This window comes from Citrobacter rodentium NBRC 105723 = DSM 16636 (genome assembly GCF_021278985.1).
Taxonomy (GTDB): domain Bacteria; phylum Pseudomonadota; class Gammaproteobacteria; order Enterobacterales; family Enterobacteriaceae; genus Citrobacter_A; species Citrobacter_A rodentium.
In genome coordinates this window covers 4,771,902-4,792,849 of the sequence record NZ_CP082833.1, presented here as the reverse complement: position 1 = coordinate 4,792,849, position 20,948 = coordinate 4,771,902, and the positions used below count along the sequence as shown (strand labels likewise).

The 20,948-nt window shown below is 54.2% G+C and carries 21 protein-coding genes, 3 tRNA genes and 1 pseudogene; 22 read left to right on the top strand and 3 right to left on the bottom strand.

From position 1 onward, the window contains the following. Nucleotides 1-15 precede the first annotated feature (15 nt). From cydB to pnuC, 16 genes and pseudogenes are all read left to right on the top strand, one after another. Nucleotides 16-1,155: a cytochrome d ubiquinol oxidase subunit II gene (gene cydB / locus K7R23_RS22845; RefSeq protein ID WP_012905056.1), complete on the top strand. Its 1,140-nt coding sequence runs from the start codon at nt 16-18 to the stop codon at nt 1,153-1,155. Between the two features lie 15 nt (nt 1,156-1,170). After that, the gene (gene cydX, locus K7R23_RS22840; RefSeq protein WP_012905057.1) at nt 1,171-1,284 is read left to right on the top strand and encodes a cytochrome bd-I oxidase subunit CydX; all 114 of its coding nucleotides are present in this window, start codon (nt 1,171-1,173) and stop codon (nt 1,282-1,284) included. Then, the gene (ybgE, locus tag K7R23_RS22835) at nt 1,284-1,577 is read left to right on the top strand and encodes a cyd operon protein YbgE (RefSeq protein ID WP_012905058.1); all 294 of its coding nucleotides are present in this window, start codon (nt 1,284-1,286) and stop codon (nt 1,575-1,577) included. Before cydX ends, ybgE begins: the two co-directional genes overlap by 1 nt. A gap of 274 nt (nt 1,578-1,851) precedes the next feature. After that, the gene (gene ybgC, locus K7R23_RS22830) at nt 1,852-2,256 is read left to right on the top strand and encodes a tol-pal system-associated acyl-CoA thioesterase (RefSeq protein ID WP_012905059.1); all 405 of its coding nucleotides are present in this window, start codon (nt 1,852-1,854) and stop codon (nt 2,254-2,256) included. Further along, the gene (tolQ, locus tag K7R23_RS22825; protein ID WP_012905060.1) at nt 2,253-2,945 is read left to right on the top strand and encodes a Tol-Pal system protein TolQ; all 693 of its coding nucleotides are present in this window, start codon (nt 2,253-2,255) and stop codon (nt 2,943-2,945) included. The genes ybgC and tolQ overlap by 4 nt, the downstream gene beginning before the upstream one ends. Before the next feature lie 3 nt (nt 2,946-2,948). Continuing rightward, the gene (tolR, locus tag K7R23_RS22820; protein ID WP_012905061.1) at nt 2,949-3,377 is read left to right on the top strand and encodes a colicin uptake protein TolR; all 429 of its coding nucleotides are present in this window, start codon (nt 2,949-2,951) and stop codon (nt 3,375-3,377) included. 62 nt (nt 3,378-3,439) lie between these two features. Continuing rightward, nucleotides 3,440-4,684 (top strand): cell envelope integrity protein TolA, encoded by a 1,245-nt coding sequence (gene tolA / locus K7R23_RS22815; protein ID WP_012905062.1) that lies wholly within the window; start codon nt 3,440-3,442, stop codon nt 4,682-4,684. A gap of 132 nt (nt 4,685-4,816) precedes the next feature. Further along, the gene (tolB, locus tag K7R23_RS22810) at nt 4,817-6,109 is read left to right on the top strand and encodes a Tol-Pal system beta propeller repeat protein TolB (RefSeq protein ID WP_012905063.1); all 1,293 of its coding nucleotides are present in this window, start codon (nt 4,817-4,819) and stop codon (nt 6,107-6,109) included. A gap of 34 nt (nt 6,110-6,143) precedes the next feature. After that, nucleotides 6,144-6,665 carry a peptidoglycan-associated lipoprotein Pal gene (gene pal / locus K7R23_RS22805; protein ID WP_012905064.1) on the top strand — a complete coding sequence of 174 codons (522 nt, stop codon included), beginning with the start codon at nt 6,144-6,146 and terminating at the stop codon, nt 6,663-6,665. Between the two features lie 9 nt (nt 6,666-6,674). Then, complete coding sequence (gene cpoB / locus K7R23_RS22800) at nt 6,675-7,466, top strand: cell division protein CpoB (RefSeq protein WP_012905065.1); 792 nt, start codon at nt 6,675-6,677, stop codon at nt 7,464-7,466. A 163-nt stretch (nt 7,467-7,629) separates the two neighbouring features. Further along, nucleotides 7,630-7,705: transfer RNA gene (locus K7R23_RS22795), tRNA-Lys, on the top strand. A gap of 142 nt (nt 7,706-7,847) precedes the next feature. Continuing rightward, nucleotides 7,848-7,923: transfer RNA gene (locus tag K7R23_RS22790), tRNA-Lys, on the top strand. A gap of 130 nt (nt 7,924-8,053) precedes the next feature. Beyond that, a tRNA-Lys gene (locus K7R23_RS22785) sits at nt 8,054-8,129 on the top strand. A gap of 139 nt (nt 8,130-8,268) precedes the next feature. Beyond that, nucleotides 8,269-8,415 (top strand): annotated as a pseudogene (locus K7R23_RS26010) (hypothetical protein); the annotation flags it as partial. A gap of 76 nt (nt 8,416-8,491) precedes the next feature. After that, nucleotides 8,492-9,535 (top strand): quinolinate synthase NadA, encoded by a 1,044-nt coding sequence (gene nadA, locus K7R23_RS22780; RefSeq protein WP_012905067.1) that lies wholly within the window; start codon nt 8,492-8,494, stop codon nt 9,533-9,535. A gap of 25 nt (nt 9,536-9,560) precedes the next feature. Further along, nucleotides 9,561-10,280 (top strand): nicotinamide riboside transporter PnuC, encoded by a 720-nt coding sequence (gene pnuC, locus K7R23_RS22775; RefSeq protein ID WP_012905068.1) that lies wholly within the window; start codon nt 9,561-9,563, stop codon nt 10,278-10,280. Here pnuC and zitB read toward each other — a convergent pair. Both zitB and K7R23_RS22765 read right to left on the bottom strand, forming a co-directional pair. Then, on the bottom strand, nt 10,277-11,218 hold the full coding sequence (gene zitB / locus K7R23_RS22770) for a CDF family zinc transporter ZitB (RefSeq protein WP_012905069.1): 942 nt from the start codon (nt 11,216-11,218) through the stop codon (nt 10,277-10,279). The two genes, pnuC and zitB, sit on opposite strands and share 4 nt — an antisense overlap. Before the next feature lie 120 nt (nt 11,219-11,338). Next, nucleotides 11,339-11,743, bottom strand: coding sequence for a YbgS-like family protein (locus K7R23_RS22765; protein WP_012905070.1), 405 nt, complete (start codon nt 11,741-11,743; stop codon nt 11,339-11,341). 318 nt (nt 11,744-12,061) lie between these two features. Between K7R23_RS22765 and aroG the strand changes: the two genes are divergently transcribed. The 5 genes from aroG to K7R23_RS22740 all read left to right on the top strand — a co-directional run bounded on the left by aroG (nt 12,062) and on the right by K7R23_RS22740 (nt 18,332). Further along, a complete protein-coding gene (gene aroG, locus K7R23_RS22760; protein ID WP_012905071.1) occupies nt 12,062-13,114 on the top strand; it encodes a 3-deoxy-7-phosphoheptulonate synthase AroG in 1,053 nt (350 codons plus the stop codon). Between the two features lie 172 nt (nt 13,115-13,286). Beyond that, entirely contained in the window at nt 13,287-15,455 is a 2,169-nt protein-coding gene (locus K7R23_RS22755; RefSeq protein ID WP_012905072.1) for a TonB-dependent receptor, read from the top strand. A gap of 8 nt (nt 15,456-15,463) precedes the next feature. Beyond that, nucleotides 15,464-16,450 carry an ABC transporter substrate-binding protein gene (locus K7R23_RS22750; RefSeq protein ID WP_024132547.1) on the top strand — a complete coding sequence of 329 codons (987 nt, stop codon included), beginning with the start codon at nt 15,464-15,466 and terminating at the stop codon, nt 16,448-16,450. Between the two features lie 5 nt (nt 16,451-16,455). Beyond that, the gene (locus K7R23_RS22745; RefSeq protein ID WP_042622992.1) at nt 16,456-17,529 is read left to right on the top strand and encodes a FecCD family ABC transporter permease; all 1,074 of its coding nucleotides are present in this window, start codon (nt 16,456-16,458) and stop codon (nt 17,527-17,529) included. Then, nucleotides 17,529-18,332, top strand: coding sequence for an ABC transporter ATP-binding protein (locus K7R23_RS22740; RefSeq protein ID WP_012905075.1), 804 nt, complete (start codon nt 17,529-17,531; stop codon nt 18,330-18,332). Before K7R23_RS22745 ends, K7R23_RS22740 begins: the two co-directional genes overlap by 1 nt. Nucleotides 18,333-18,384: 52 nt before the next feature. Here the strand turns inward: K7R23_RS22740 and gpmA are convergent, their stop codons facing one another. Continuing rightward, nucleotides 18,385-19,137, bottom strand: a complete 753-nt coding sequence (gene gpmA, locus K7R23_RS22735) for a 2,3-diphosphoglycerate-dependent phosphoglycerate mutase (RefSeq protein ID WP_012905076.1) — start codon at nt 19,135-19,137, stop codon at nt 18,385-18,387. 451 nt (nt 19,138-19,588) lie between these two features. Here gpmA and chbC point away from each other — a divergent pair, with 451 nt between their 5' ends. Then, entirely contained in the window at nt 19,589-20,947 is a 1,359-nt protein-coding gene (chbC, locus tag K7R23_RS22730; RefSeq protein WP_012905077.1) for a PTS N,N'-diacetylchitobiose transporter subunit IIC, read from the top strand. Nucleotide 20,948: the final 1 nt, after the last annotated feature.

The window sequence follows — 20,948 nt, the reverse complement described above, 5'->3', positions numbered from 1 at the left end:
GACAGGAGTCGTCAAATGATCGATTATGAAGTACTACGTTTTATCTGGTGGCTGCTGGTTGGCGTTCTGCTGATTGGTTTTGCAGTTACCGATGGCTTCGACATGGGGGTGGGCATGCTCACCCGTTTCCTCGGTCGTAACGACACCGAGCGTCGAATTATGATTAACTCCATCGCCCCGCACTGGGACGGCAACCAGGTGTGGCTGATCACCGCTGGCGGCGCGCTGTTCGCCGCCTGGCCGATGGTTTACGCCGCGGCGTTCTCCGGCTTCTATGTGGCGATGATCCTTGTGCTGGCGTCGTTGTTCTTCCGTCCGGTCGGTTTTGACTACCGCTCCAAGATTGAAGACACCCGCTGGCGCAACATGTGGGACTGGGGCGTCTTCGTCGGCAGCTTCGTGCCGCCGCTGGTGATTGGGGTGGCCTTCGGTAACCTGCTGCAGGGCGTACAGTTCCACGTCGACGAGTATCTGCGTCTGTACTACACCGGTAACTTCTTCCAGCTGCTGAACCCGTTCGGTCTGCTGGCGGGCGTGGTCAGCGTCGGGATGATCATCACCCAGGGTGCGACCTATCTGCAAATGCGTACCGTTGGCGAACTGCATTTGCGCGCCCGCGCGACGTCGCAAATCGCCGCGCTGGTCACGCTGGTATGCTTCGCACTGGCGGGCGTCTGGGTGGTGTACGGTATCGACGGCTATGTGGTGACCTCGGTTATCGATCACCATGCCGCTTCTAACCCGCTGACCAAAGAAGTCGCGCGTGAAGCGGGCGCCTGGCTTGTGAACTTCAATAACGCGCCGATCCTGTGGCTGGTGCCGGCGCTGGGCGTTGTTCTGCCGCTGCTGACTATCCTGACGTCGCGGATGGAGAAAGGGGCATGGGCGTTCCTGTTCTCTTCTCTGACGCTGGCCTGCATCATCCTGACGGCCGGTATCGCGATGTTCCCGTTCGTGATGCCATCCAGCACCATGATGAACGCCAGCCTGACCATGTGGGATGCGACCTCCAGCCAGATGACGCTGAATCTGATGACCTGGGTTGCGGTGGTGTTTGTGCCGATCATCCTGATCTACACCAGCTGGTGTTACTGGAAGATGTTTGGCCGCATCACCAGAGAACACATTGAAAGCAACACCCACTCTCTGTACTAAGTAAGGAGCAAACATATGTGGTATTTCGCCTGGATTCTGGGAACGCTTCTTGCCTGTGCATTTGGCATCATTACTGCGCTGGCCCTTGAGCACGTCGAGGCAAGCAAAGCCGGTCAAGAAGAACACTGATGACCAACCTGATCGCGATGTTCTATAACGCGATGGATAAGCGCCCGTTACGGGCGCTTTCTTTGCTGATGGCGTTATTGTTAGCAGGATGTATGTTTTGGGATCCCTCCCGCTTCGCGGCGAGGACCAGTTCGCTGGCGATCTGGCAAGGCTTCCTGCTGATGTGGGCGGTCTGCGCAGGCATCATCCACGGTGTCGGCTTTCGCCCGCGCGCCGCGCGCTGGCAGGGTATTTTCTCGCCTCTGCTGGCCGATATCGTCCTCATCGCCGGGCTGCTTTTCTTCTTCTTTTGAATAAGAAATATCCTGAATAATCGATGGGCTTGCATAAGCCCATATATTTTTACGCTCCCTTAACTTCCCCCCATTCCCAAGCCTTTACAGCGCGCGTATAGTAGCAACGTTTAAAAGTTCTCTCTTTTGTTGCATTACCGGGATGTAAAGTGAATACGACGCTATATACAACAGCATTCTTGATGGATCGCGACAGCAAGGACGCGCATCGCCTGGCGCTGACACAAGTCAGCGGCGAGTGTGAGCGGACGAAGCCAGTAAAGAGGCGGCAGGAATGAGTCAGTATATATTTCGATGGCCGGTGCGCGTCTATTACGAAGACACCGACGCCGGTGGGGTGGTTTACCACGCCAGCTATGTCGCTTTTTATGAAAGAGCGCGCACAGAAATGCTGCGTCATCATCACTTCAGCCAGCAGGCGCTGCTGGAGGAGCGGGTGGCCTTCGTGGTGCGTAAAATGACGCTGGAATATTATGCGCCTGCGCGGCTCGACGACATGCTCGAAGTCCAGAGCGAAATTACGTCAATGCGTGGCACCTCTATGGTTTTCACGCAACGCATTGTCAACGCAGAGAACACCGTGCTCAATGAGGCAGAGGTGCTGATCGTGTGCGTTGATCCACTCAAAATGAAGCCTCGTGCGCTTCCCAAGTCTATTGTCGCGGAGTTTAAGCAGTGACTGACATGAATATCCTTGATTTGTTCCTGAAGGCAAGCCTTCTGGTTAAACTTATCATGTTGATTTTGATTGGTTTTTCAATCGCATCCTGGGCTATTATCATCCAGCGGACCCGTATTCTCAACGCAGCGGCGCGTGAAGCCGAAGCGTTTGAAGACAAATTCTGGTCCGGTATCGAACTGTCTCGCCTGTATCAGGAGAGCCAGGGTCGTCGCGATAGCCTCGCCGGTACGGAACAAATCTTCTATAGCGGGTTCAAAGAGTTTGCCCGTTTGCATCGGGCCAACAGCCACGCGCCGGAAGCCATTGTCGAAGGGGCGTCTCGGGCGATGCGCATCTCTATGAACCGTGAGCTGGAAAATCTGGAAACGCACATCCCGTTTCTTGGTACCGTCGGTTCCATCAGCCCGTATATCGGTCTGTTCGGCACCGTGTGGGGGATCATGCATGCGTTTATCGCTCTCGGGGCGGTAAAACAGGCGACCCTGCAAATGGTGGCGCCGGGGATCGCGGAGGCGCTGATCGCCACGGCGATTGGTCTGTTTGCGGCAATTCCTGCGGTAATGGCTTACAACCGTCTGAACCAGCGCGTGAACAAGCTGGAACTGAATTACGACAACTTTATGGAAGAGTTTACCGCGATTCTGCACCGTCAGGCGTTTACCGTTAGCGAGAGCAACAAGGGGTAAGCCATGGCGAGATCGCGTGGACGAGGTCGTCGCGACCTGAAGTCCGAAATCAACATCGTACCGTTGCTCGACGTGCTGCTGGTGCTGCTGCTGATCTTTATGGCGACAGCGCCGATCATCACTCAGAGCGTGGAGGTCGATCTGCCGGACGCCACGGAGTCGCAGGCGGTGAGCAGCAACGACAATCCGCCGGTGATTATTGAAGTGTCCGGCGTTGGGCAGTACAGCGTGGTGGTCGAGAAAGATCGCATGGATCAGCTGCCGCCGGAGCAGGTGGTGGCGGAAGCGAAAAGCCGCCTGGCGTCCAATCCGAAAACGGTCTTCTTGATCGGTGGCGCGAAAGACGTCCCTTACGATGAAATAATTAAAGCGCTGAACTTGTTACACAGCGCGGGTGTGAAGTCGGTTGGCTTAATGACTCAGCCTATCTGACCATCTGCGTTTCTGGCTTGAAAGAAAGCGTGTAACAGGCGAACAGTTTTTGGGAACCGAGAGTGTCAAAGGCAACCGAACAAAACGACAAGCTCAAGCGGGCGATAATTATTTCAGCGGTGCTGCATGTCATCTTATTTGCAGTGCTGATCTGGAGTTCGTTCGATGAGCATATAGAGGCTTCAGCCGGCGGCGGCGGTGGATCTTCCATCGACGCCGTGATGGTTGATCCTGGCGCCGTGGTTCAGCAGTACGAACGTCAACAGCAGCAGCAGTCCAGCGCGCAGCGGGCCAAAGAGCAGCGTGAAAAACTGGCGCAGCAGCAGGCGGAAGAACTGCGTGAGAAGCAGGCGGCGGAACAGGAACGCCTGAAGCAGATCGAAAAAGAGCGTTTAGCCGCGCAGGAGCAGCAAAAGCAGGCCGAAGCCGAGGCGAAGAAAGCGCTGGAGCAGAAGCAGCAGGCGGAAGAGGCTGCGAAAAAAGCGGCTGCCGAGGCGAAAGCGAAAGCCGACGCTCAGGCGAAAGAGGCCGCGGAAGCGGCGAAGAAAGCCGCGGCGGACGCGCAGAAAAAGGCGGAAGCGGAAGCGGCTAAAGCGGCGGCGGACGCGAAGAAAAAAGCCGAAGCCGAAGCGGCTAAAGCTGCTGCCGACGCGAAGAAAAAAGCAGAAGCAGAAGCCGCTAAAGCCGCTGCCGACGCGAAGAAGAAGGCGGAAGCCGAGGCTGCAAAACAGGCGCAGGCCGAAGCGGCGAAGAAAGCGGCGGCGGAAAAAGCCGCGGCTGAGAAGAAAGCAGCCGCCGAAAAAGCCGCCGCGGAGAAGAAAGCCGCAGCGGAGAAAGCGGCTGCCGATAAGAAGGCGGCTGCGGCTAAAAAAGCGGCCGCAGAGAAAGCTGCCGCAGAGAAAGCGGCGGCGGCATCAGGCGTTGATGACCTGCTGGGCGATCTCAGCTCCGGTAAGAATGCGCCGAAAACCGGCGGCGGAGCGAAAGGGAACAATGTTTCTCCCGCCGGGAGTGGTAATACTAAAAATAATGGCGCATCAGGCGCGGATATCAGCAACTATGCCGGGCAGATTAAGTCCGCCATCGAAAGCAAGTTTTATGACGCATCGTCTTATGCAGGCAAGACCTGTACGCTGCGGATAAAACTGGCCCCGGACGGTTTGTTGCTCGATATTCAGTCTGAAGGTGGCGATCCCGCGCTTTGTCAGGCCGCGCTTGCTGCCGCCCGACAGGCGAAGATTCCAAAACCACCGAGCCAGGCAGTGTACGAAGTGTTTAAAAACGCGCCTCTGGACTTCAAACCGTAAGCTAAACTTTTCCCCGTCGCGGCGGGGAAAACATTCTTCGGCAGTCGCTGGGTTCTGGTAGTTTTGTGTATTTGAGTTTGTTAACATTCTGCTAAATTATCGTGGGCCTTCCGCCCGGATAAGGGAGATATGATGAAGCAGGCATTACGAGTAGCATTTGGTTTTCTGATGCTGTGGGCGGCGGTGCTGCACGCAGAAGTACGTATCGAGATCACCCAGGGGGTGGACTCGGCGCGCCCGATTGGCGTTGTGCCATTCCAGTGGGCGGGGCCGGGTGCGGCGCCTGAAGATATCGGCGGTATCGTGGGCGCAGATCTGCGCAACAGCGGTAAATTCAACCCGTTAGATCGCTCCCGTCTGCCGCAACAGCCGGGTACGGCGCAGGAAGTTCAGCCTGCGGCATGGTCGGCGCTGGGGATCGACGCGGTAGTAATCGGTCAGGTGACGCCGAATCCAGACGGCTCCTACAATGTTGCTTATCAACTGGTGGACACCGGCGGCGCGCCGGGGACGGTGCTGGCGCAGAACTCTTATAAAGTGAACAAGCAGTGGCTGCGCTATGCCGGTCATACCGCCAGTGACGAAGTGTTCGAAAAGCTGACCGGTATCAAAGGCGCTTTCCGGACCCGTATCGCTTATGTAGTTCAGACTAACGGCGGTCAGTTCCCTTATGAACTGCGCGTTTCTGACTACGATGGTTACAACCAGTTCGTGGTTCACCGTTCTCCGCAGCCGCTGATGTCACCGGCGTGGTCGCCGGATGGCTCTAAACTGGCTTACGTCACCTTTGAAAGCGGTCGTTCGGCGCTGGTTATCCAGACGTTGTCGAACGGCGCGGTGCGTCAGGTGGCCTCGTTCCCGCGTCACAACGGCGCGCCTGCGTTCTCTCCGGATGGCAGCAAGCTGGCGTTTGCGCTGTCTAAAACCGGTAGCCTGAACCTGTACGTTATGGACATCGGTTCCGGTCAGATCCGTCAGGTGACTGACGGTCGTAGCAACAACACGGAACCGACCTGGTTCCCGGACAGCCAGAACCTGGCCTTTACCTCTGACCAGGCCGGTCGTCCGCAGGTGTATAAAGTTAACGTCAACGGCGGCGCTCCGCAGCGTATTACCTGGGAAGGTTCACAAAACCAGGATGCGGATGTCAGCAGCGACGGCAAATTTATGGTAATGGTAAGCTCGAATAATGGTCAGCAGCACATTGCCAAACAAGATCTGGTAGCGGGTGGCGTACAGGTTCTGTCGTCAACGTTTCTGGACGAAACGCCAAGTCTGGCACCTAACGGCACTATGGTAATCTACAGCTCTTCTCAGGGGATGGGATCCGTGCTGAATTTGGTTTCTACAGATGGGCGTTTCAAAGCGCGTCTTCCGGCAACTGATGGACAGGTTAAATTCCCTGCCTGGTCGCCGTATCTGTGATAATAAATAATTGATTAATAAAGGAATCATTGAAATGCAACTGAACAAAGTGCTGAAAGGGCTGATGATTGCTCTGCCTGTTATGGCTATTGCGGCATGTTCTTCCAACAAGAACGCCAGCAATGACGGCAGCGAAGGCATGCTGGGTGCCGGCACTGGTATGGATGCAAACGGCAGCGGCGGCAACATGTCCTCCGAAGAGCAGGCGCGTCTGCAGATGCAACAGCTGCAGCAGAACAACATCGTTTACTTCGATCTGGATAAGTACGACATCCGTTCTGACTTCGCTGCGATGCTGGATGCGCACGCTAACTTCCTGCGTAGCAACCCGTCTTACAAAGTCACCGTAGAAGGTCACGCGGACGAACGTGGTACTCCTGAGTACAACATCTCCCTGGGTGAACGTCGCGCCAACGCTGTGAAGATGTATCTGCAGGGTAAAGGCGTTTCTGCTGACCAGATCTCCATCGTTTCTTACGGTAAAGAAAAACCTGCAGTACTGGGCCACGACGAAGCGGCTTACGCTAAAAACCGTCGCGCCGTACTGGTTTACTAAGAGAATTGCATGAGCAGTAACTTCAGACATCATGTATTGAGTCTGTCGTTACTGGTTGGCATAGCGGCCCCCTGGGCCGCTTTTGCTCAGGCGCCAATCAGTAGTGTCGGCTCAGGCTCGGTCGAAGACCGCGTCATTCAACTCGAGCGTATTTCTAACGCTCACAGCCAGCTTTTAACCCAACTCCAGCAGCAACTCTCTGATAACCAGGCCGATATCGACTCTCTGCGTGGACAAATCCAGGAAAGTCAGTATCAGCTTAACCAGGTTGTCGAGCGGCAGAAGCAGATTCTGTTGCAGATAGAGAGTCTGAGCAGCGGCGGCGCTGCCGCGCAGTCTGCGGGCGGTGAGCAGAGCGGGGCGGCGGCAGGGGCTGCTACGGCTACGCCTGACGCTCCCGCCTCTGGCGCAGTGCCGGTACAAAGCGGCGACGCCAATACCGATTACAACGCGGCCATTGCGCTGGTGCAGGATAAATCCCGCCAGGATGACGCCATTGCCGCATTTCAGAATTTCATCAAAAAGTATCCTGATTCAACCTACCAGCCGAATGCCAACTACTGGCTCGGCCAGTTGAATTACAACAAGGGTAAAAAAGATGATGCCGCCTATTATTTCGCTTCGGTGGTGAAGAACTATCCGAAGTCGCCTAAAGCTGCGGACGCGATGTTTAAAGTCGGCGTGATTATGCAGGACAAGGGCGATACGGCCAAAGCGAAGGCGGTTTATCAGCAGGTTATCAGCAAATACCCTGGCACGGACGGCGCGAAGCAGGCGCAAAAACGTCTCGGCGCGATGTAATGCGCACCATACGACCAGAAATCGAATTATTTCTGGTCGTGTCGTGCGATTCATAAGCAGTTGAGTGATCTGCATCGAAATTTTAGTTGCGCTGAATTCTGAAATCAGTAATATATGCCGCCGTTGCCACGGGATATCAGATAAACCAAAAGCAGCAAAAATTGGGTCGTTAGCTCAGTTGGTAGAGCAGTTGACTTTTAATCAATTGGTCGCAGGTTCGAATCCTGCACGACCCACCAGTTTTAACGTCGAACTCAGATGTTAAACGTGAAGGATAACGTTGCGACAGCAACGGCCCGTGAGGGCGAGGCGAAGCCGAGTCATCCTGCACGATCCACCAATTTTTATTGGTTTGAGTAATAATTCAGGCAACACCCGAACGGGTCGTTAGCTCAGTTGGTAGAGCAGTTGACTTTTAATCAATTGGTCGCAGGTTCGAATCCTGCACGACCCACCATTTTAACGGTGGAAACGGGTAGAAAGCGTGAAGGATAACGTTGCGACAGCAACGGCCCGCAGGGCGAGGCGAAGCCGAGTCATCCTGCACGACCCACCAGCCTGAATGAGTAAGAAGTAAATCCCGCAAGGGGTCGTTAGCTCAGTTGGTAGAGCAGTTGACTTTTAATCAATTGGTCGCAGGTTCGAATCCTGCACGACCCACCAGTTTTAACGTCGAACTCAGATGTTAAACGTGAAGGATAACGTTGCGATAGCAACGGCCCGAAGGGCGAGCGCAGCGAGTCATCCTGCACGACCCACCAGTGTGAAAAGGCGCCCTAAAGGCGCCTTTTTGCTATGTGCCGAATTCGTGCCTGATGGCGCTTCGCTTATCAGGCCAGGGTTACTCGCGCTTTGTAGGCCGGATAAGGCGTTTACGCCGCCATCCGGCAATCCGCGCGTATTTGTTGTGACTTTCTCTGCCCAATCGGCTATCTTGTTTAGCATATAAAACACATATGGCCGATTATGGCGTAATCACGCTTTTTATCGGTTATTTCGTTAAGCGAGTAAAACGAGAAAGCATGATGAGCGTGATGTTTGATCCGGAAGCTGCAATCTATCCATTTCCCCCAAAACCCGTCCCGCTGAGCGTTGACGAAAAGCAATTCTACCGCGAAAAAATCAAACGTCTGCTGAAAGAGCGGGATGCGGTGATGGTCGCGCATTACTATACCGATCCGGAAATTCAGCAGCTTGCGGAAGAGACCGGCGGCTGCATTTCGGACTCTCTGGAGATGGCGCGCTTTGGCGCGAAGCATCCGGCCTCCACGCTACTGGTGGCTGGCGTACGCTTTATGGGCGAAACCGCCAAAATCCTCAGCCCGGAAAAAACCATCCTGATGCCGACGCTGCAGGCGGAATGCTCGCTCGATCTCGGCTGTCCGATTGCAGAGTTCAGCGCCTTTTGCGATGTGCATCCGGAGCGCACGGTAGTGGTGTACGCCAACACCTCCGCCGCGGTGAAAGCGCGCGCGGACTGGGTGGTGACCTCCAGCATTGCCGTTGAACTGATTGAGCATCTGGATAGCCTGGGAGAGAAAATCATCTGGGCGCCGGATCGTCATCTCGGCAATTATGTGCAGAAACAGACCGGCGCTGACGTATTATGCTGGCAGGGTGCCTGTATCGTTCATGATGAGTTTAAAACTCAGGCGCTGGCCCGGATGAAAGGGCTGTATCCCGATGCGGCCATCCTTGTGCACCCGGAATCACCGCAGGCGATTGTCGATATGGCCGATGCCGTCGGCTCCACCAGCCAGCTTATCAACGCGGCAAAAACGCTGCCGCATACGCAACTGATTGTGGCGACCGACCGGGGCATTTTCTACAAAATGCAGCAGGCGGTTCCGGGCAAGGAGTTACTGGAAGCGCCGACCGCCGGGGAAGGCGCCACCTGCCGCAGCTGCGCGCACTGTCCGTGGATGGCGATGAACGGACTGAAGGCGATTGCCGAGGGGCTGGAGCAGGGCGGACCACATCATGAGATTCAGGTTGATGCCGCCTTACGTGAGGGCGCATTATTGCCGTTAAACCGCATGCTGGATTTTGCGGCTACACTACGTGCGTAAATAATAAAAATGCTCTGGGGGAAAGATGGACTTTTTTAGCACGCAGAATATCCTGGTACATATCCCGATCGGCGCCGGCGGCTACGATCTGTCATGGATCGAAGCGGTAGGGACGATCGCCGGATTACTGTGCATTGGTCTTGCCAGTATGGAAAAGATCAGCAATTACTTTTTTGGCCTGATCAACGTCACGCTGTTCGCCATCATTTTCTTTCAGATCCAGCTCTATGCCAGCCTGTTGCTGCAACTGTTTTTCTTTGCGGCGAATATCTACGGCTGGTATGCGTGGTCGCGGCAGAATACGCAGAACGAGGCCGAACTGAAAATTCGCTGGCTACCCTTGCCCAAAGCGCTTGGCTGGCTGGCGGTTTGCGTGGTGGCGATTGGGCTGATGACTGTTTATATCGATCCGGTCTTTGCCTTCCTGACCCGTATCGCGGTGACGGCAATGCAGGCGCTGGGGTTACAGGTTGCGATGCCGGTGCTTCAGCCGGACGCTTTCCCGTTCTGGGACTCCTGCATGATGGTGCTGTCCATTGTGGCGATGATCCTCATGACGCGTAAGTACGTCGAAAACTGGCTGCTGTGGGTGATCATTAACGTGATTAGCGTGGTGATTTTCGCCCTGCAGGGCGTCTATGCGATGTCGCTGGAATACCTGATCCTCACCTTTATCGCCCTCAACGGCAGCCGGATGTGGATTAACAGCGCACGTGAACGAGGCTCGCGCGCGCTGTCCCACTAATGGTGATGATGAGCATGGCCGGACGCCGTCTGATTCAGATGGCAGTCCGCGCCGTGGCAGGGCTGGTATTCCATCTGAATGGTGGCGTGTTCAATCTGGTAATGATGTGCGAGAAAATGCTGGATGCGCGCCAGCAGGGCATCATGGTCGTGCGGCGGGATCACCTGCGCATGAAGAGTCATCACCGGTTTTTCCCCTACCATCCAGACATGCACATGATGAACGTTGCGCACTTCGGGAACTTCCTGGCTGAGGCGGCGTCGCAGCGCGGCAATGTCCAGCGACAGCGGCGCGCCTTCCAGCAGTTCGTTAACGCTGTCTTTCAGTAAGCGCCATGCGCTGCGCAGCACCAGCAGCGAAACCAGTATCGACAGTATCGGATCGGCAGGCGTCCAGCCCGTCCAGATAATGATCAGCGCCGCCGCAATCGCGCCGACCGAGCCGAGCAAATCTCCCATTACATGAAGCGCCGCCGCCCGCACGTTAAGGTTTTTCTCCTCGCTGCCGCGATGGAGGATCCAGAAGGCGAGAATATTCGCCAGTAGCCCCGCTATGGCAATGGTCATCATCATGCCACCGGCAACCGGACGCGGCGTGTAGAAGCGCTCAATCGCTTCCCAGACGATTAACAGGGTAATCACCACTAATGCAATGGCGTTCACAAATGCGGCCAGCGTGGTGAGTCTCAGCCAGCCAAACGTGTGGCGGACGGTCGGAGGGCGACGTGCAAACTGAACGGCCAACAGGGCGAACAGCAGCGCGGCGGCGTCGGTCAACATATGCCCGGCGTCGGCCAGCAGCGCCAGCGAGCCGGATAAAATGCCGCCTGCGACCTCCAGCAGCATAAATCCCGCCGTAACGCAAAACGCCAGCAGCAGACGGCGGGCGTTATTATCTTCAGGCAGGTTGGGCGTTGAGTGAGAGTGTGCGTGCGCCATGAATGTCATCCCTTGATAAATTCTCTCTTAACTGTATGACATCATACCGTTTTGGGTTGAATAAAATTAAAAAGGAGAGCCTTAGCTCTCCTGTTATCAGTCTGACAGACTGATTTACCGTTACTGAGTGGTGCCATCAGTTTTGGTATCAACATTGTTATTGGTGCCGTCGCCGGTTTCCACTTTCTTATTCACATCCGGACAGCGACCATCTTTACACATGGTGTTTTTATGCACCTCGTCTTTGGTCATATCATCAGTCATCCCATCCTGGGTTGTGGATGTCCCGGGCGACTGCTGGGCGCCGCTGGTATTGGTATTGGTGTTACCGGTATTGATATTTGTACCGTCGAGGTTATTCGGCGCGACGTTTTGCTTAGCGTCCGGCGCGACCTGACCGGCATCTGCGGCGGCGTTAGCCTGGCCGTTGTTAGTTTGCGCGCCGGTATCGGCAGCAAGCGCTGCGCCGCTGGCAAGGCTGAGCGTGGCAGTCAGAAAAAGTGAAGCCAATTTGGTCATTTTCATAAGTTGCTCCTGTTCTGGTCGAGATGTCGGATAACGTCTTCCAACAGTGCATTTGCCATTTAAAGAGGGATGGCCATGGTTAAAGATTTCAGCAAGGTGAAAATGCCCCGCAGAGAATCTTGAAAAAAAACATAAACAGAGAGATTACAGTTAAAAATTGTAGGATAGATCTCGTTTTTCGCTACATTCTGGCGTTTTTATACCTGATTCCAGGATTAATCCGTTCAAACTGTAAAATCCCGTTTACACTTCCTGACTGAAGATATAGATTGGAGGGATTGCATTCATTTATATAAGTATGGCAACACTGGAATAATCATGAATTATCAGAACGACGATTTACGCATTAAAGAGATCAACGAGTTACTCCCCCCTGTCGCACTGCTGGAAAAATTTCCCGCGAGCGAAAATGCCGCGAATACGGTGGCCCATGCGCGTAAAGCGATACATAAGATTCTGAAAGGTAACGACGATCGCCTGTTAGTGGTGATTGGTCCCTGCTCGATTCACGATCCGGTTGCTGCAAAAGAGTATGCGGGTCGCCTGCTGGCGCTGCGCGAAGAACTGAAAGACGAGCTGGAAATCGTTATGCGCGTCTATTTTGAAAAGCCACGCACCACCGTTGGCTGGAAAGGGCTGATTAACGATCCGCATATGGATAACAGCTTCCAGATTAACGACGGTCTGCGCATCGCGCGTAAGCTGCTGCTGGATATCAACGATAGCGGACTGCCGACGGCGGGCGAGTTCCTTGATATGATCACCCCGCAATACCTGGCGGATCTGATGAGCTGGGGCGCGATTGGCGCGCGCACCACCGAGTCGCAGGTGCACCGTGAACTGGCTTCCGGCCTTTCCTGCCCGGTCGGTTTTAAAAACGGCACCGATGGCACTATCAAAGTGGCGATTGATGCGATCAACGCCGCGGGGGCGCCGCACTGTTTCCTCTCCGTGACCAAATGGGGTCATTCCGCTATCGTCAACACCAGCGGTAACGGCGACTGCCATATTATTCTGCGCGGTGGTAAAGAGCCGAACTACAGCGCCGCGCACGTTGCGGTAGTGAAAGAAGGTCTGGCGAAGGCCGGTCTGCCAGCGCAAATCATGATCGATTTCAGCCACGCTAACTCCTGCAAGCAGTTTAAAAAGCAGATGGAAGTCGGCGCCGATGTTTGCCGACAAATCGCCGACGGCGAGAAGGCGATTATGGGCGTAATGATTGAAAGCCACCTTGTGGAAGGTAACCAGAATCCGGACAGCGGCGAACCGCTGGTGTATGGCAAAAGCATCACCGATGCCTGCATTAGCTGGGAAGATACCGACGCCATTCTGCGTCAGCTTGCGGAAGCGGTAAAGGCGCGTCGTAAATAGCGCCTGCCGCTACGCATGAAAACCGGCCTCGCGGCCGGTTTTTTTTTGCCTGCGATTTCCGCTACCTACAACGAGTTAATGACGCGTTTACACGTCCTGGTGTGATGGAGATCAACTTTTTACACTTATCACGATCGTAATATAAATTTTTATACAACGATTGATAAGACTGATGAATAAATTCCCCCCTCGGGCAAGGCTATTGTCCATTCTGATTGCCGTTGCGACGCACAGTGTACACGCTGCCAGTTTCTCAGAAGAGAATATCATTGTTACCCCTCAGACGCCGGAGAATACCGCCCAGGCCAGTTCAGGCGCAGGTTTCAAAACTGACGATATTGAGATGGGCCCTCTGGGCAATAAAACCTGGGTTGATACGCCCTTTTCCACGACTACCGTTACTCATGAAATGATTAGTAACCAACGGGCGCAAAGCGTAAGTGAATTACTCAAATATTCACCGAGTACGCAAATGCAGGCGCGCGGCGGAATGGATGTTGGCAGGCCGCAAAGTCGTGGTATGCAGGGTAGCGTCGTGGCAAACAGTCGTCTTGATGGTCTGAATATTGTTTCAACCACCGCTTTCCCGGTTGAGATGCTGGAACGACTGGATATTCTCAACAGTCTGACCGGCGCGCTGTACGGTCCGGCCAGTCCAGCGGGGCAGTTCAATTTTGTCGCGAAACGCCCCACGGAACAGACGTTGCGGGAGGTGACGATGGGTTATCAGAGCCGTAGCGCGTTTAACGGGCATGTCGATCTGGGCGGGCATTTTGATGATGAGCATCGCTTTGGCTACCGCCTGAACCTGGCAGACCAGGAGGGGGAAGGCAATCTTGCTGACAGCACGCTGCGTCGCAAACTTCTTTCCGTCGCGCTGGACTGGAATCTCCAGCCCGGTACGCAACTTCAACTGGATGCCAGCCATTATGAGTTCATTCAGAAAGGTTATCCGGGGAGTTTTAGCTATGGTCCTGACGTTAAGCTGCCCTCCGCGCCGGATCCGAAAAACAGTCATCTTGCGCTCAGCACCGCCGGTAACGATTTAACCACCGACACGATCAGTACACGGCTGATTCATTATCTCAACGATGACTGGACGCTGACGGCCGGGGTCGGCTGGCAGCAGGCGGACCGGGCGATGCGCAGCGTCAGCAGTAAAATCATCAACAGCCAGGGCGATATTAGCCGTTCAATGAAAGATTCTACCGCGGCTGGACGCTTTCGCGTGCTGAGTAATACGGTTACGCTGAACGGCCATGTGGATACTGGCTCAATTGGTCACGATATCGCACTTTCCACCACTGGCTATATCTGGTCTCTGTACAGCGCGAAGGGCTCCGGCACATCCTACCGTTGGGATACGACCAATATGTATCACCCCTCCGCGCTGTACGAACAGGGTGATGGAAAAATCAGTACTGGCGGCGCGCGGTATAAATCCAGCGTCAATACGCAACAGAGTATCACCCTCGGCGACACCCTCACACTGACGCCGAAATGGTCTGCGATGTTCTTCCTTAGCCAGAGCTGGCTTCAGTCACAGAATTTCGACAAAAGTGGTCATCAAAGCAGCCAGATTGATGAGAATGGGCTGAGTCCCAACGCGGCGCTGATGTATAAGATCACGCCAGACGTGATGGCTTATGTCAGCTATGCGGAATCGCTGGAGCAGGGCGGAACCGCGCCAACCGACAGCGATGTGAAAAATGCCGGGCAGACGCTCGATCCCTACCGCAGTAAGCAATATGAAGTCGGACTGAAAGCGGATGCGGCCGGAATGAATCTGGGAGCGGCGTTATTTCGCCTGGAACGCCCGTTTGCGTATGTCGATCCTGACGATAACACCTACAAAGAGCAGGGGAATCAGGTCAACCACGGGCTGGAGTTCACGGCAACCGGTCAGGTGGTGCAGGGGCTGAATATCTTCAGTGGAATCACTTTGCTCGATCCGAAACTGAAAGACACCGCCAGCGCTGCCACCCGCAACAAGCAGGTTGTCGGAGTGCCGAAAATACAGGCTAACCTGCTGGCTGAGTATAGCCTGCCGTCGATGCCGCAATGGGTGTACAGCGCAAACGTGCATTATACCGGGAAACGCGCGGCGAATGACACGAATACCGCCTGGGCAGGTAGTTACACCACATGGGATTTAGGCACGCGTTATACCACCAAAATCAGTCAGGTACCGACAACCTTTCGCGTAGTGGTTAACAACGTTTTCGATAAGCATTACTGGGCATCTATTTTCCCGTCTGGAACAGATGGCGACAATGGTTCGCCGAGCGCTTTTTTAGGTAGCGGACGCGAAATACGCGCCTCTGTCACGTTCGATTTCTAAAGGTAACGCTGATGCTCATTCGTATTTTCCCCGTGCTGGCGTGGCTGTTGGCGGGTAATCTGTTCGCCCAGAACCTTCAGCATGATGTGCGCATCGCATCGCCGTGGCCTGCGCAGAACACCATTATCGCTATGTTAGGTTATGGCGACAGTATCGTTGGCACCTCATTAGTCGCAAAGCGAATCCCGCTCTTTCGCCAGAGTTTACCGGCTATTGATGACACGCCTGTTATCAGCGTCAACGGTGGACATGAACTGGATCCGGAACAGATCGTCGCTCTGGGCGTACAGCGACTGTTTGTGCCGAAATCGATGACCGTGCCTCGCCAGTCTCTGCTTGAGCAGGCCGGGGTACAGGTTCTGGCTTTTGACGCAAACTCAATGCAGGCGCTGATTTTGCGAGTGCAGAAAACGGCCGACGTCCTGGGACCGGATGCGCAGGAGAAAGCCCGGCGTTATCAGCAGTACTTTACGCGTAACGTGAGGTTGGTGCAGGAGCGGCTAAAGGATCTGCCTGCGAGCCAGCGCGTATCGGTTTATCACAGTATGGGCAACCCGTTGACCACGACCGGCAGACCATCGCTTAATCAGGACTGGATGGACCTGGCGGGGGCGAAAAATATTGCCGAAAACTGGTTTAGCCATAAACCGAACCGGGCAGGGGAAGTGGCGCTGGAGCAAATTGTGGCGGCAAATCCGGCAGTGATTGTCGCCATGAACAGACGAGATGCTAATGCGATTCTGGCCTCCCCGCAGTGGACGGAAGTGGATGCGGTTCGTCATCATCGCGTCTACGTGAATCCAAAAGGGATGTTCTGGTGGTGCCGGGAAACCAGCGAAGAGGCGCTTCAGATTCTCTGGCTGGCGAAAACGCTCTATCCACAGCGCTTTGCTGATGTGGATATGCGCGAGGAAACGCGGCAGTTTTACCATAACTTTTTTGGCATTGTGCTCAGCGACGCGCAGCTGAGCGATGTGCTTAACCCGCCGGCGTGAAGCACATGGAAAAGAAAATGTTGTCGCTGGCTGCCCGGACGCCTGAGTCCATTGACTACCGCTATCGACGGATTATCCGCAAGCGCTGGTTGCTGATGCTGATTGTAATACTGGCGATCGCCGTCTCTCTGACGTTTGATTTTACCCTTGGTCCATCGGCGCTTTCGCTACCTGAACTGTGGCGATCGCTATTCCATCCGACAGAGGTTAGCGTCGGTATGCGAGTGATTGTCCGGGAGATTCGCTTACCTTACGCCCTGATGGCGCTGTGGGTTGGGATGGCGCTCGGGCTGGCGGGAGCCGAGATGCAGACGTTGCTGAATAATCCGCTGGTGAGTCCATTTACGCTGGGGGTGTCATCGGCGGCGGCGTTTGGCGCGGCGCTGGCTATCGTCTCAGGGGTCGGCATACCTGGCATTCCTGAGGCCTGGTTTATTCCGGCGAACGCCTTCCTTTTTGCGCTGCTCTCAGCGTTCCTGCTGGACTGGCTGACGCGCTGGACGCGCGTGGCGACACCCGGCGTGGTGCTGTTCGGCATAGCGCTGGTTTTTACCTTTAACGCGCTAGTGGCGATGATGCAATTTGTCGCGGATGAAGATACCTTGCAGGGTCTGGTTTTCTGGACTATGGGAAGTCTGACGCGCGCGTCATGGGAAAAAGTAGGCGTACTGGTCGTGGCGTCGATCCCATTGCTGCTGTGGGCTATGCGAAGCGCCTGGTCGCTGACGGCGCTGCGTCTCGGCGAGGACAGGGCGATGAGCTTTGGCATTGATATACGACGGTTGCGTCGGGCGTCGTTATTGCGCATTAGCCTTCTTTCCGCGCTGTCGGTCGCCTTTGTCGGGCCGATTGGTTTTATTGGCCTGGTGGCGCCGCATATCGCGCGCATTCTGTTTGGCGAGGATCATCGTTTTTATCTGCCAGGCAGTATGCTGACGGGCGGTCTGGTGCTCTCTCTGGCGTCCATCGCGTCGAAAAATATCTTTCCTGGCGTCATTATTCCGGTGGGCATTGTCACTTCGCTGGTGGGCGTTCCTTTCTTTCTGAGCATTATTTTGCGTTATCGGGGGAAAGTCTGATGAGTGGGATGATCCTGAGGGGAGTCAGTACCGGCTATCTGAACCGCCCGGTGATACGAGAGATGAGTATTGACGCGCTGCCGCGTGGGCAGGTGACGGGGCTGCTGGGGCCAAACGGCTGTGGGAAATCAACCCTGCTACGGGCGCTCGCAGGCTTATTGCGCGCGAGCGGAGAGGTGCATCTGAACGGTAAGAACCTGCTGGCGCAACCGCTGGCGGCGCGTTCACGAAAAGTTGTTTATTTACCGCAGTCGCTGCCGCAGGGGGTACATCTGCGCGTTCTGGAATCCATCTACGTTGCGCAGCGGACGCTGTCAGGACGTGATGATGCCCGGGCGCTGGCGATACTGCAACAGCTGGGCATTGCCCATCTGGCGCTGCACTATCTCGACCAGCTTTCCGGGGGGCAGCGACAACTGGTGGGGCTGGCGCAATCGCTTATCCGCCAGCCCGAACTGCTCCTGCTGGATGAACCGCTAAGCGCGCTGGATCTGAATTATCAGTTTCTGGTTATGGAACGTCTGCGGCAGGATACGCAGGCATGCAACAGAGTGACGGTGGTGGTATTGCATGATATTAATATCGCGCTGCGCCACTGCGGGTACGTTGTCATGCTGAAAGAGGGCAGGCTGGTGGCGTGCGGCAAGCCGGAAACGGTGATCACCGCGCATACTCTGGCTGAAGTTTATGGCGTGCGGGGACGGGTGGAGCGCTGTTCGAAAGGCACTGCCCAGGTGGTGCTGGATGGGGTGACTGGTGGAGAAGGTGAGATAAACGAAGGCGCTTATTGCGCTTTTGGTTGACAGCATCAGGACCATGTAAAGCCCGGCAGCATGCGCCACCGGGCAAATCAGTTTACTTCGCTTTACCCTGGTTCGCGACGGCAGCAGCTTTTGCGGCAATCTCGTCAGCGTTACCCAGATAGTAGTGCTTGATAGGCTTAAAGTTCTCGTCGAACTCATACACCAGCGGCACGCCGGTCGGGATGTTCAGTTCGAGGATCTCATCTTCGCTCATGTTATCGAGGTATTTCACCAGCGCGCGCAGGGAGTTGCCGTGAGCGGCGATGATTACACGCTCACCGCTTTTCATTCGCGGCAGAATGGTTTCGTTCCAGTAAGGGATCACGCGATCGATGGTTAGCGCCAGGCTTTCGGTCAGCGGCAGCTCTTTTTCCGTCAGCTTCGCGTAACGCGGATCGTGGCCCGGATAGCGCTCGTCGTCTTTGGTCAGCTCCGGCGGGGTGACCGCAAAGCCGCGACGCCACTGTTTCACCTGCTCATCGCCGTACTTCTCGGCGGTTTCCGCTTTGTTCAGCCCCTGCAGCGCGCCGTAATGGCGTTCGTTCAGCTTCCAGGACTTCTCAACCGGCAGCCAGGCCTGATCCAGTTCGTCAAGCACGTTCCACAGGGTATGGATGGCACGTTTCAGCACTGAGGTGTAAGCAAAATCAAAGGAATAGCCTTCCTCTTTCAGCAGCTTACCGGCTGCTTTCGCTTCGCCTACGCCTTTCTCGGACAGATCGACATCATACCAACCGGTAAAGCGGTTTTCGTTGTTCCACTGGCTTTCGCCGTGGCGGACCAGAACCAGCTTAGTAACAGCCATATACTTACTCCTCAAGCCTTATTGAATGATAATAATTCTCATTATATTGCCGTAACCCATTAACGGCAATGCTTACGCATAACCATAGCGAAAATTGGTCAGCAGTGTAAGGCTCTTGTGAACTCAGAGTTGCGATTTTGTCGTTAAGCGGTGGGTTTTCAGGCAGGAATGAGGAACAGTTCCGCGAGGCTTACCGTAAACGATATCACCTGGCTAATTATCCGACGGAAAGGGATGAGTTCATCGAAACGTGAAAATCATCAAATCACAAGGTCAATGAGTCATCATTTCCGTTCCTGAATCGTTATCGTCTTTTTTGCCCGTCAGGTATGCTATTCACCATTCATCAACGCAAACTTTTACACAATCCTACTTTTATTTCATGGCAAAGAGTTTTTAATTAAGGGCGAATTTTTAATTAACTTATAAGTAATATTTAAGGATGCTTGTTATGAGTGGCGCAATCAGTTCGCTGGAGCGAGTTATTTTGCCTGTCGCCGTAAAGCTTGGAAAACAGGTACATATAAACGCAATTAAGAATGGTTTTATCCGCTTAATGCCCTTAACGCTCGTTGGGGCAATGTTTGTACTTATCAACAATGTTTTTTTAAATTTTGATGACGGTTCCTTTTTCTGGTCACTGGGCGTCCGCCTGGATAGCAATACGATTGAAATACTTAATGGATTAAAAACTATTGGCGCCAGCGTATACGATGGCTCTCTGGGAATAATGCCATTGCTTACCCCATTTTTTATTGGAATGGCTTTAGCAGAAGAGCGTAAAGTCGATGCGCTTGCTGCTGGTTTATTAGCCATCGCTGCTTTTATGACCGTTACTCCTTATACCGTAGGCGATATTAACGCCATTGGCGCTAACTGGCTTGGAGGCGCCAATATCATTTCAGGGATCATCATAGGTCTGGTTGTGGCTGAAATGTTTAGCCTAATTATCAAGCTTGAATGGGTCATTGTGTTGCCTGAAAGCGTCCCCTCTTCAGTATCGCGTTCATTTACCGCGCTGATTCCTGGATTCATTATTCTGTTCATCATGGGGCTTATTTCCTGGGGACTGTCGTTAGCGGGAACCCACTTTCATCAGGTCATTATGCAATCCATTGCTGTACCGCTGGCATCGCTCGGTGGCGTCGTCGGTTGGGTCTACGTGACTTTTAATTCATTGTTGTGGTTCTTTGGCGTGCATGGCGGATTAGCGTTAACGGCTTTAAACAGCGGTATTCTTGGCCCCTGGGGAATGGAGAATATGGCGATCTACACGCAGTATGGATCTGTGGAGTCTGCGCTGGCGGCAGGAAAAACATTTCATTTCTGGACGGGGCCGATGCTCGAGTCCTACGTTTATTTGGGTGGAACCGGCGCGACGCTAAGTTTAATTCTCGCTATTTTTATCGCATCGCGGCGCGCAGATTACCGTCAGGTTGCAAAAATGGCGTTACCTTCAGGAATGTTCAATATTAATGAACCTATTTTATTTGGACTGCCAATCATTATGAATCCGGTGTTGATGATCCCTTTTATCATCATTCAGCCTGTTCTGGCAGGGATTACCCTGCTGGTCTATTCGCTGGGGATTATTCCACCATCAACTAATTTTGCACCATGGACCATGCCGCCAGGATTGGGTGCTTTTTTTAATTCCAACGGCAGCGTGGCAGCATTAATTCTTGCTCTGGTTAATGTGGTGATTGCCACCCTGATCTATCTCCCGTTTGTTATGATCGCCAATAAAGCACAGAACATCATTGATGAAGATGAAAGCGAAGAAGATATCGCCGCAGCATTAAAGTTTTAAC

What these genes read in the sequence shown, in the direction of transcription:
- cydB (WP_012905056.1), top strand. Translation starts at nt 16, where the DNA reads ATGATCGATTATGAAGTACTACGTTTTATCTGGTGGCTGCTGGTTGGC.
- cydX (WP_012905057.1), top strand. Translation starts at nt 1,171, where the DNA reads ATGTGGTATTTCGCCTGGATTCTGGGAACGCTTCTTGCCTGTGCATTT.
- ybgE (WP_012905058.1), top strand. Translation starts at nt 1,284, where the DNA reads ATGACCAACCTGATCGCGATGTTCTATAACGCGATGGATAAGCGCCCG.
- ybgC (WP_012905059.1), top strand. Translation starts at nt 1,852, where the DNA reads ATGAGTCAGTATATATTTCGATGGCCGGTGCGCGTCTATTACGAAGAC.
- tolR (WP_012905061.1), top strand. Translation starts at nt 2,949, where the DNA reads ATGGCGAGATCGCGTGGACGAGGTCGTCGCGACCTGAAGTCCGAAATC.
- tolB (WP_012905063.1), top strand. Translation starts at nt 4,817, where the DNA reads ATGAAGCAGGCATTACGAGTAGCATTTGGTTTTCTGATGCTGTGGGCG.
- pal (WP_012905064.1), top strand. Translation starts at nt 6,144, where the DNA reads ATGCAACTGAACAAAGTGCTGAAAGGGCTGATGATTGCTCTGCCTGTT.
- cpoB (WP_012905065.1), top strand. Translation starts at nt 6,675, where the DNA reads ATGAGCAGTAACTTCAGACATCATGTATTGAGTCTGTCGTTACTGGTT.
- nadA (WP_012905067.1), top strand. Translation starts at nt 8,492, where the DNA reads ATGAGCGTGATGTTTGATCCGGAAGCTGCAATCTATCCATTTCCCCCA.
- pnuC (WP_012905068.1), top strand. Translation starts at nt 9,561, where the DNA reads ATGGACTTTTTTAGCACGCAGAATATCCTGGTACATATCCCGATCGGC.
- zitB (WP_012905069.1), bottom strand. Translation starts at nt 11,218, where the DNA reads ATGGCGCACGCACACTCTCACTCAACGCCCAACCTGCCTGAAGATAAT.
- K7R23_RS22765 (WP_012905070.1), bottom strand. Translation starts at nt 11,743, where the DNA reads ATGAAAATGACCAAATTGGCTTCACTTTTTCTGACTGCCACGCTCAGC.
- aroG (WP_012905071.1), top strand. Translation starts at nt 12,062, where the DNA reads ATGAATTATCAGAACGACGATTTACGCATTAAAGAGATCAACGAGTTA.
- K7R23_RS22755 (WP_012905072.1), top strand. Translation starts at nt 13,287, where the DNA reads ATGAATAAATTCCCCCCTCGGGCAAGGCTATTGTCCATTCTGATTGCC.
- K7R23_RS22745 (WP_042622992.1), top strand. Translation starts at nt 16,456, where the DNA reads ATGGAAAAGAAAATGTTGTCGCTGGCTGCCCGGACGCCTGAGTCCATT.
- K7R23_RS22740 (WP_012905075.1), top strand. Translation starts at nt 17,529, where the DNA reads ATGAGTGGGATGATCCTGAGGGGAGTCAGTACCGGCTATCTGAACCGC.
- gpmA (WP_012905076.1), bottom strand. Translation starts at nt 19,137, where the DNA reads ATGGCTGTTACTAAGCTGGTTCTGGTCCGCCACGGCGAAAGCCAGTGG.
- chbC (WP_012905077.1), top strand. Translation starts at nt 19,589, where the DNA reads ATGAGTGGCGCAATCAGTTCGCTGGAGCGAGTTATTTTGCCTGTCGCC.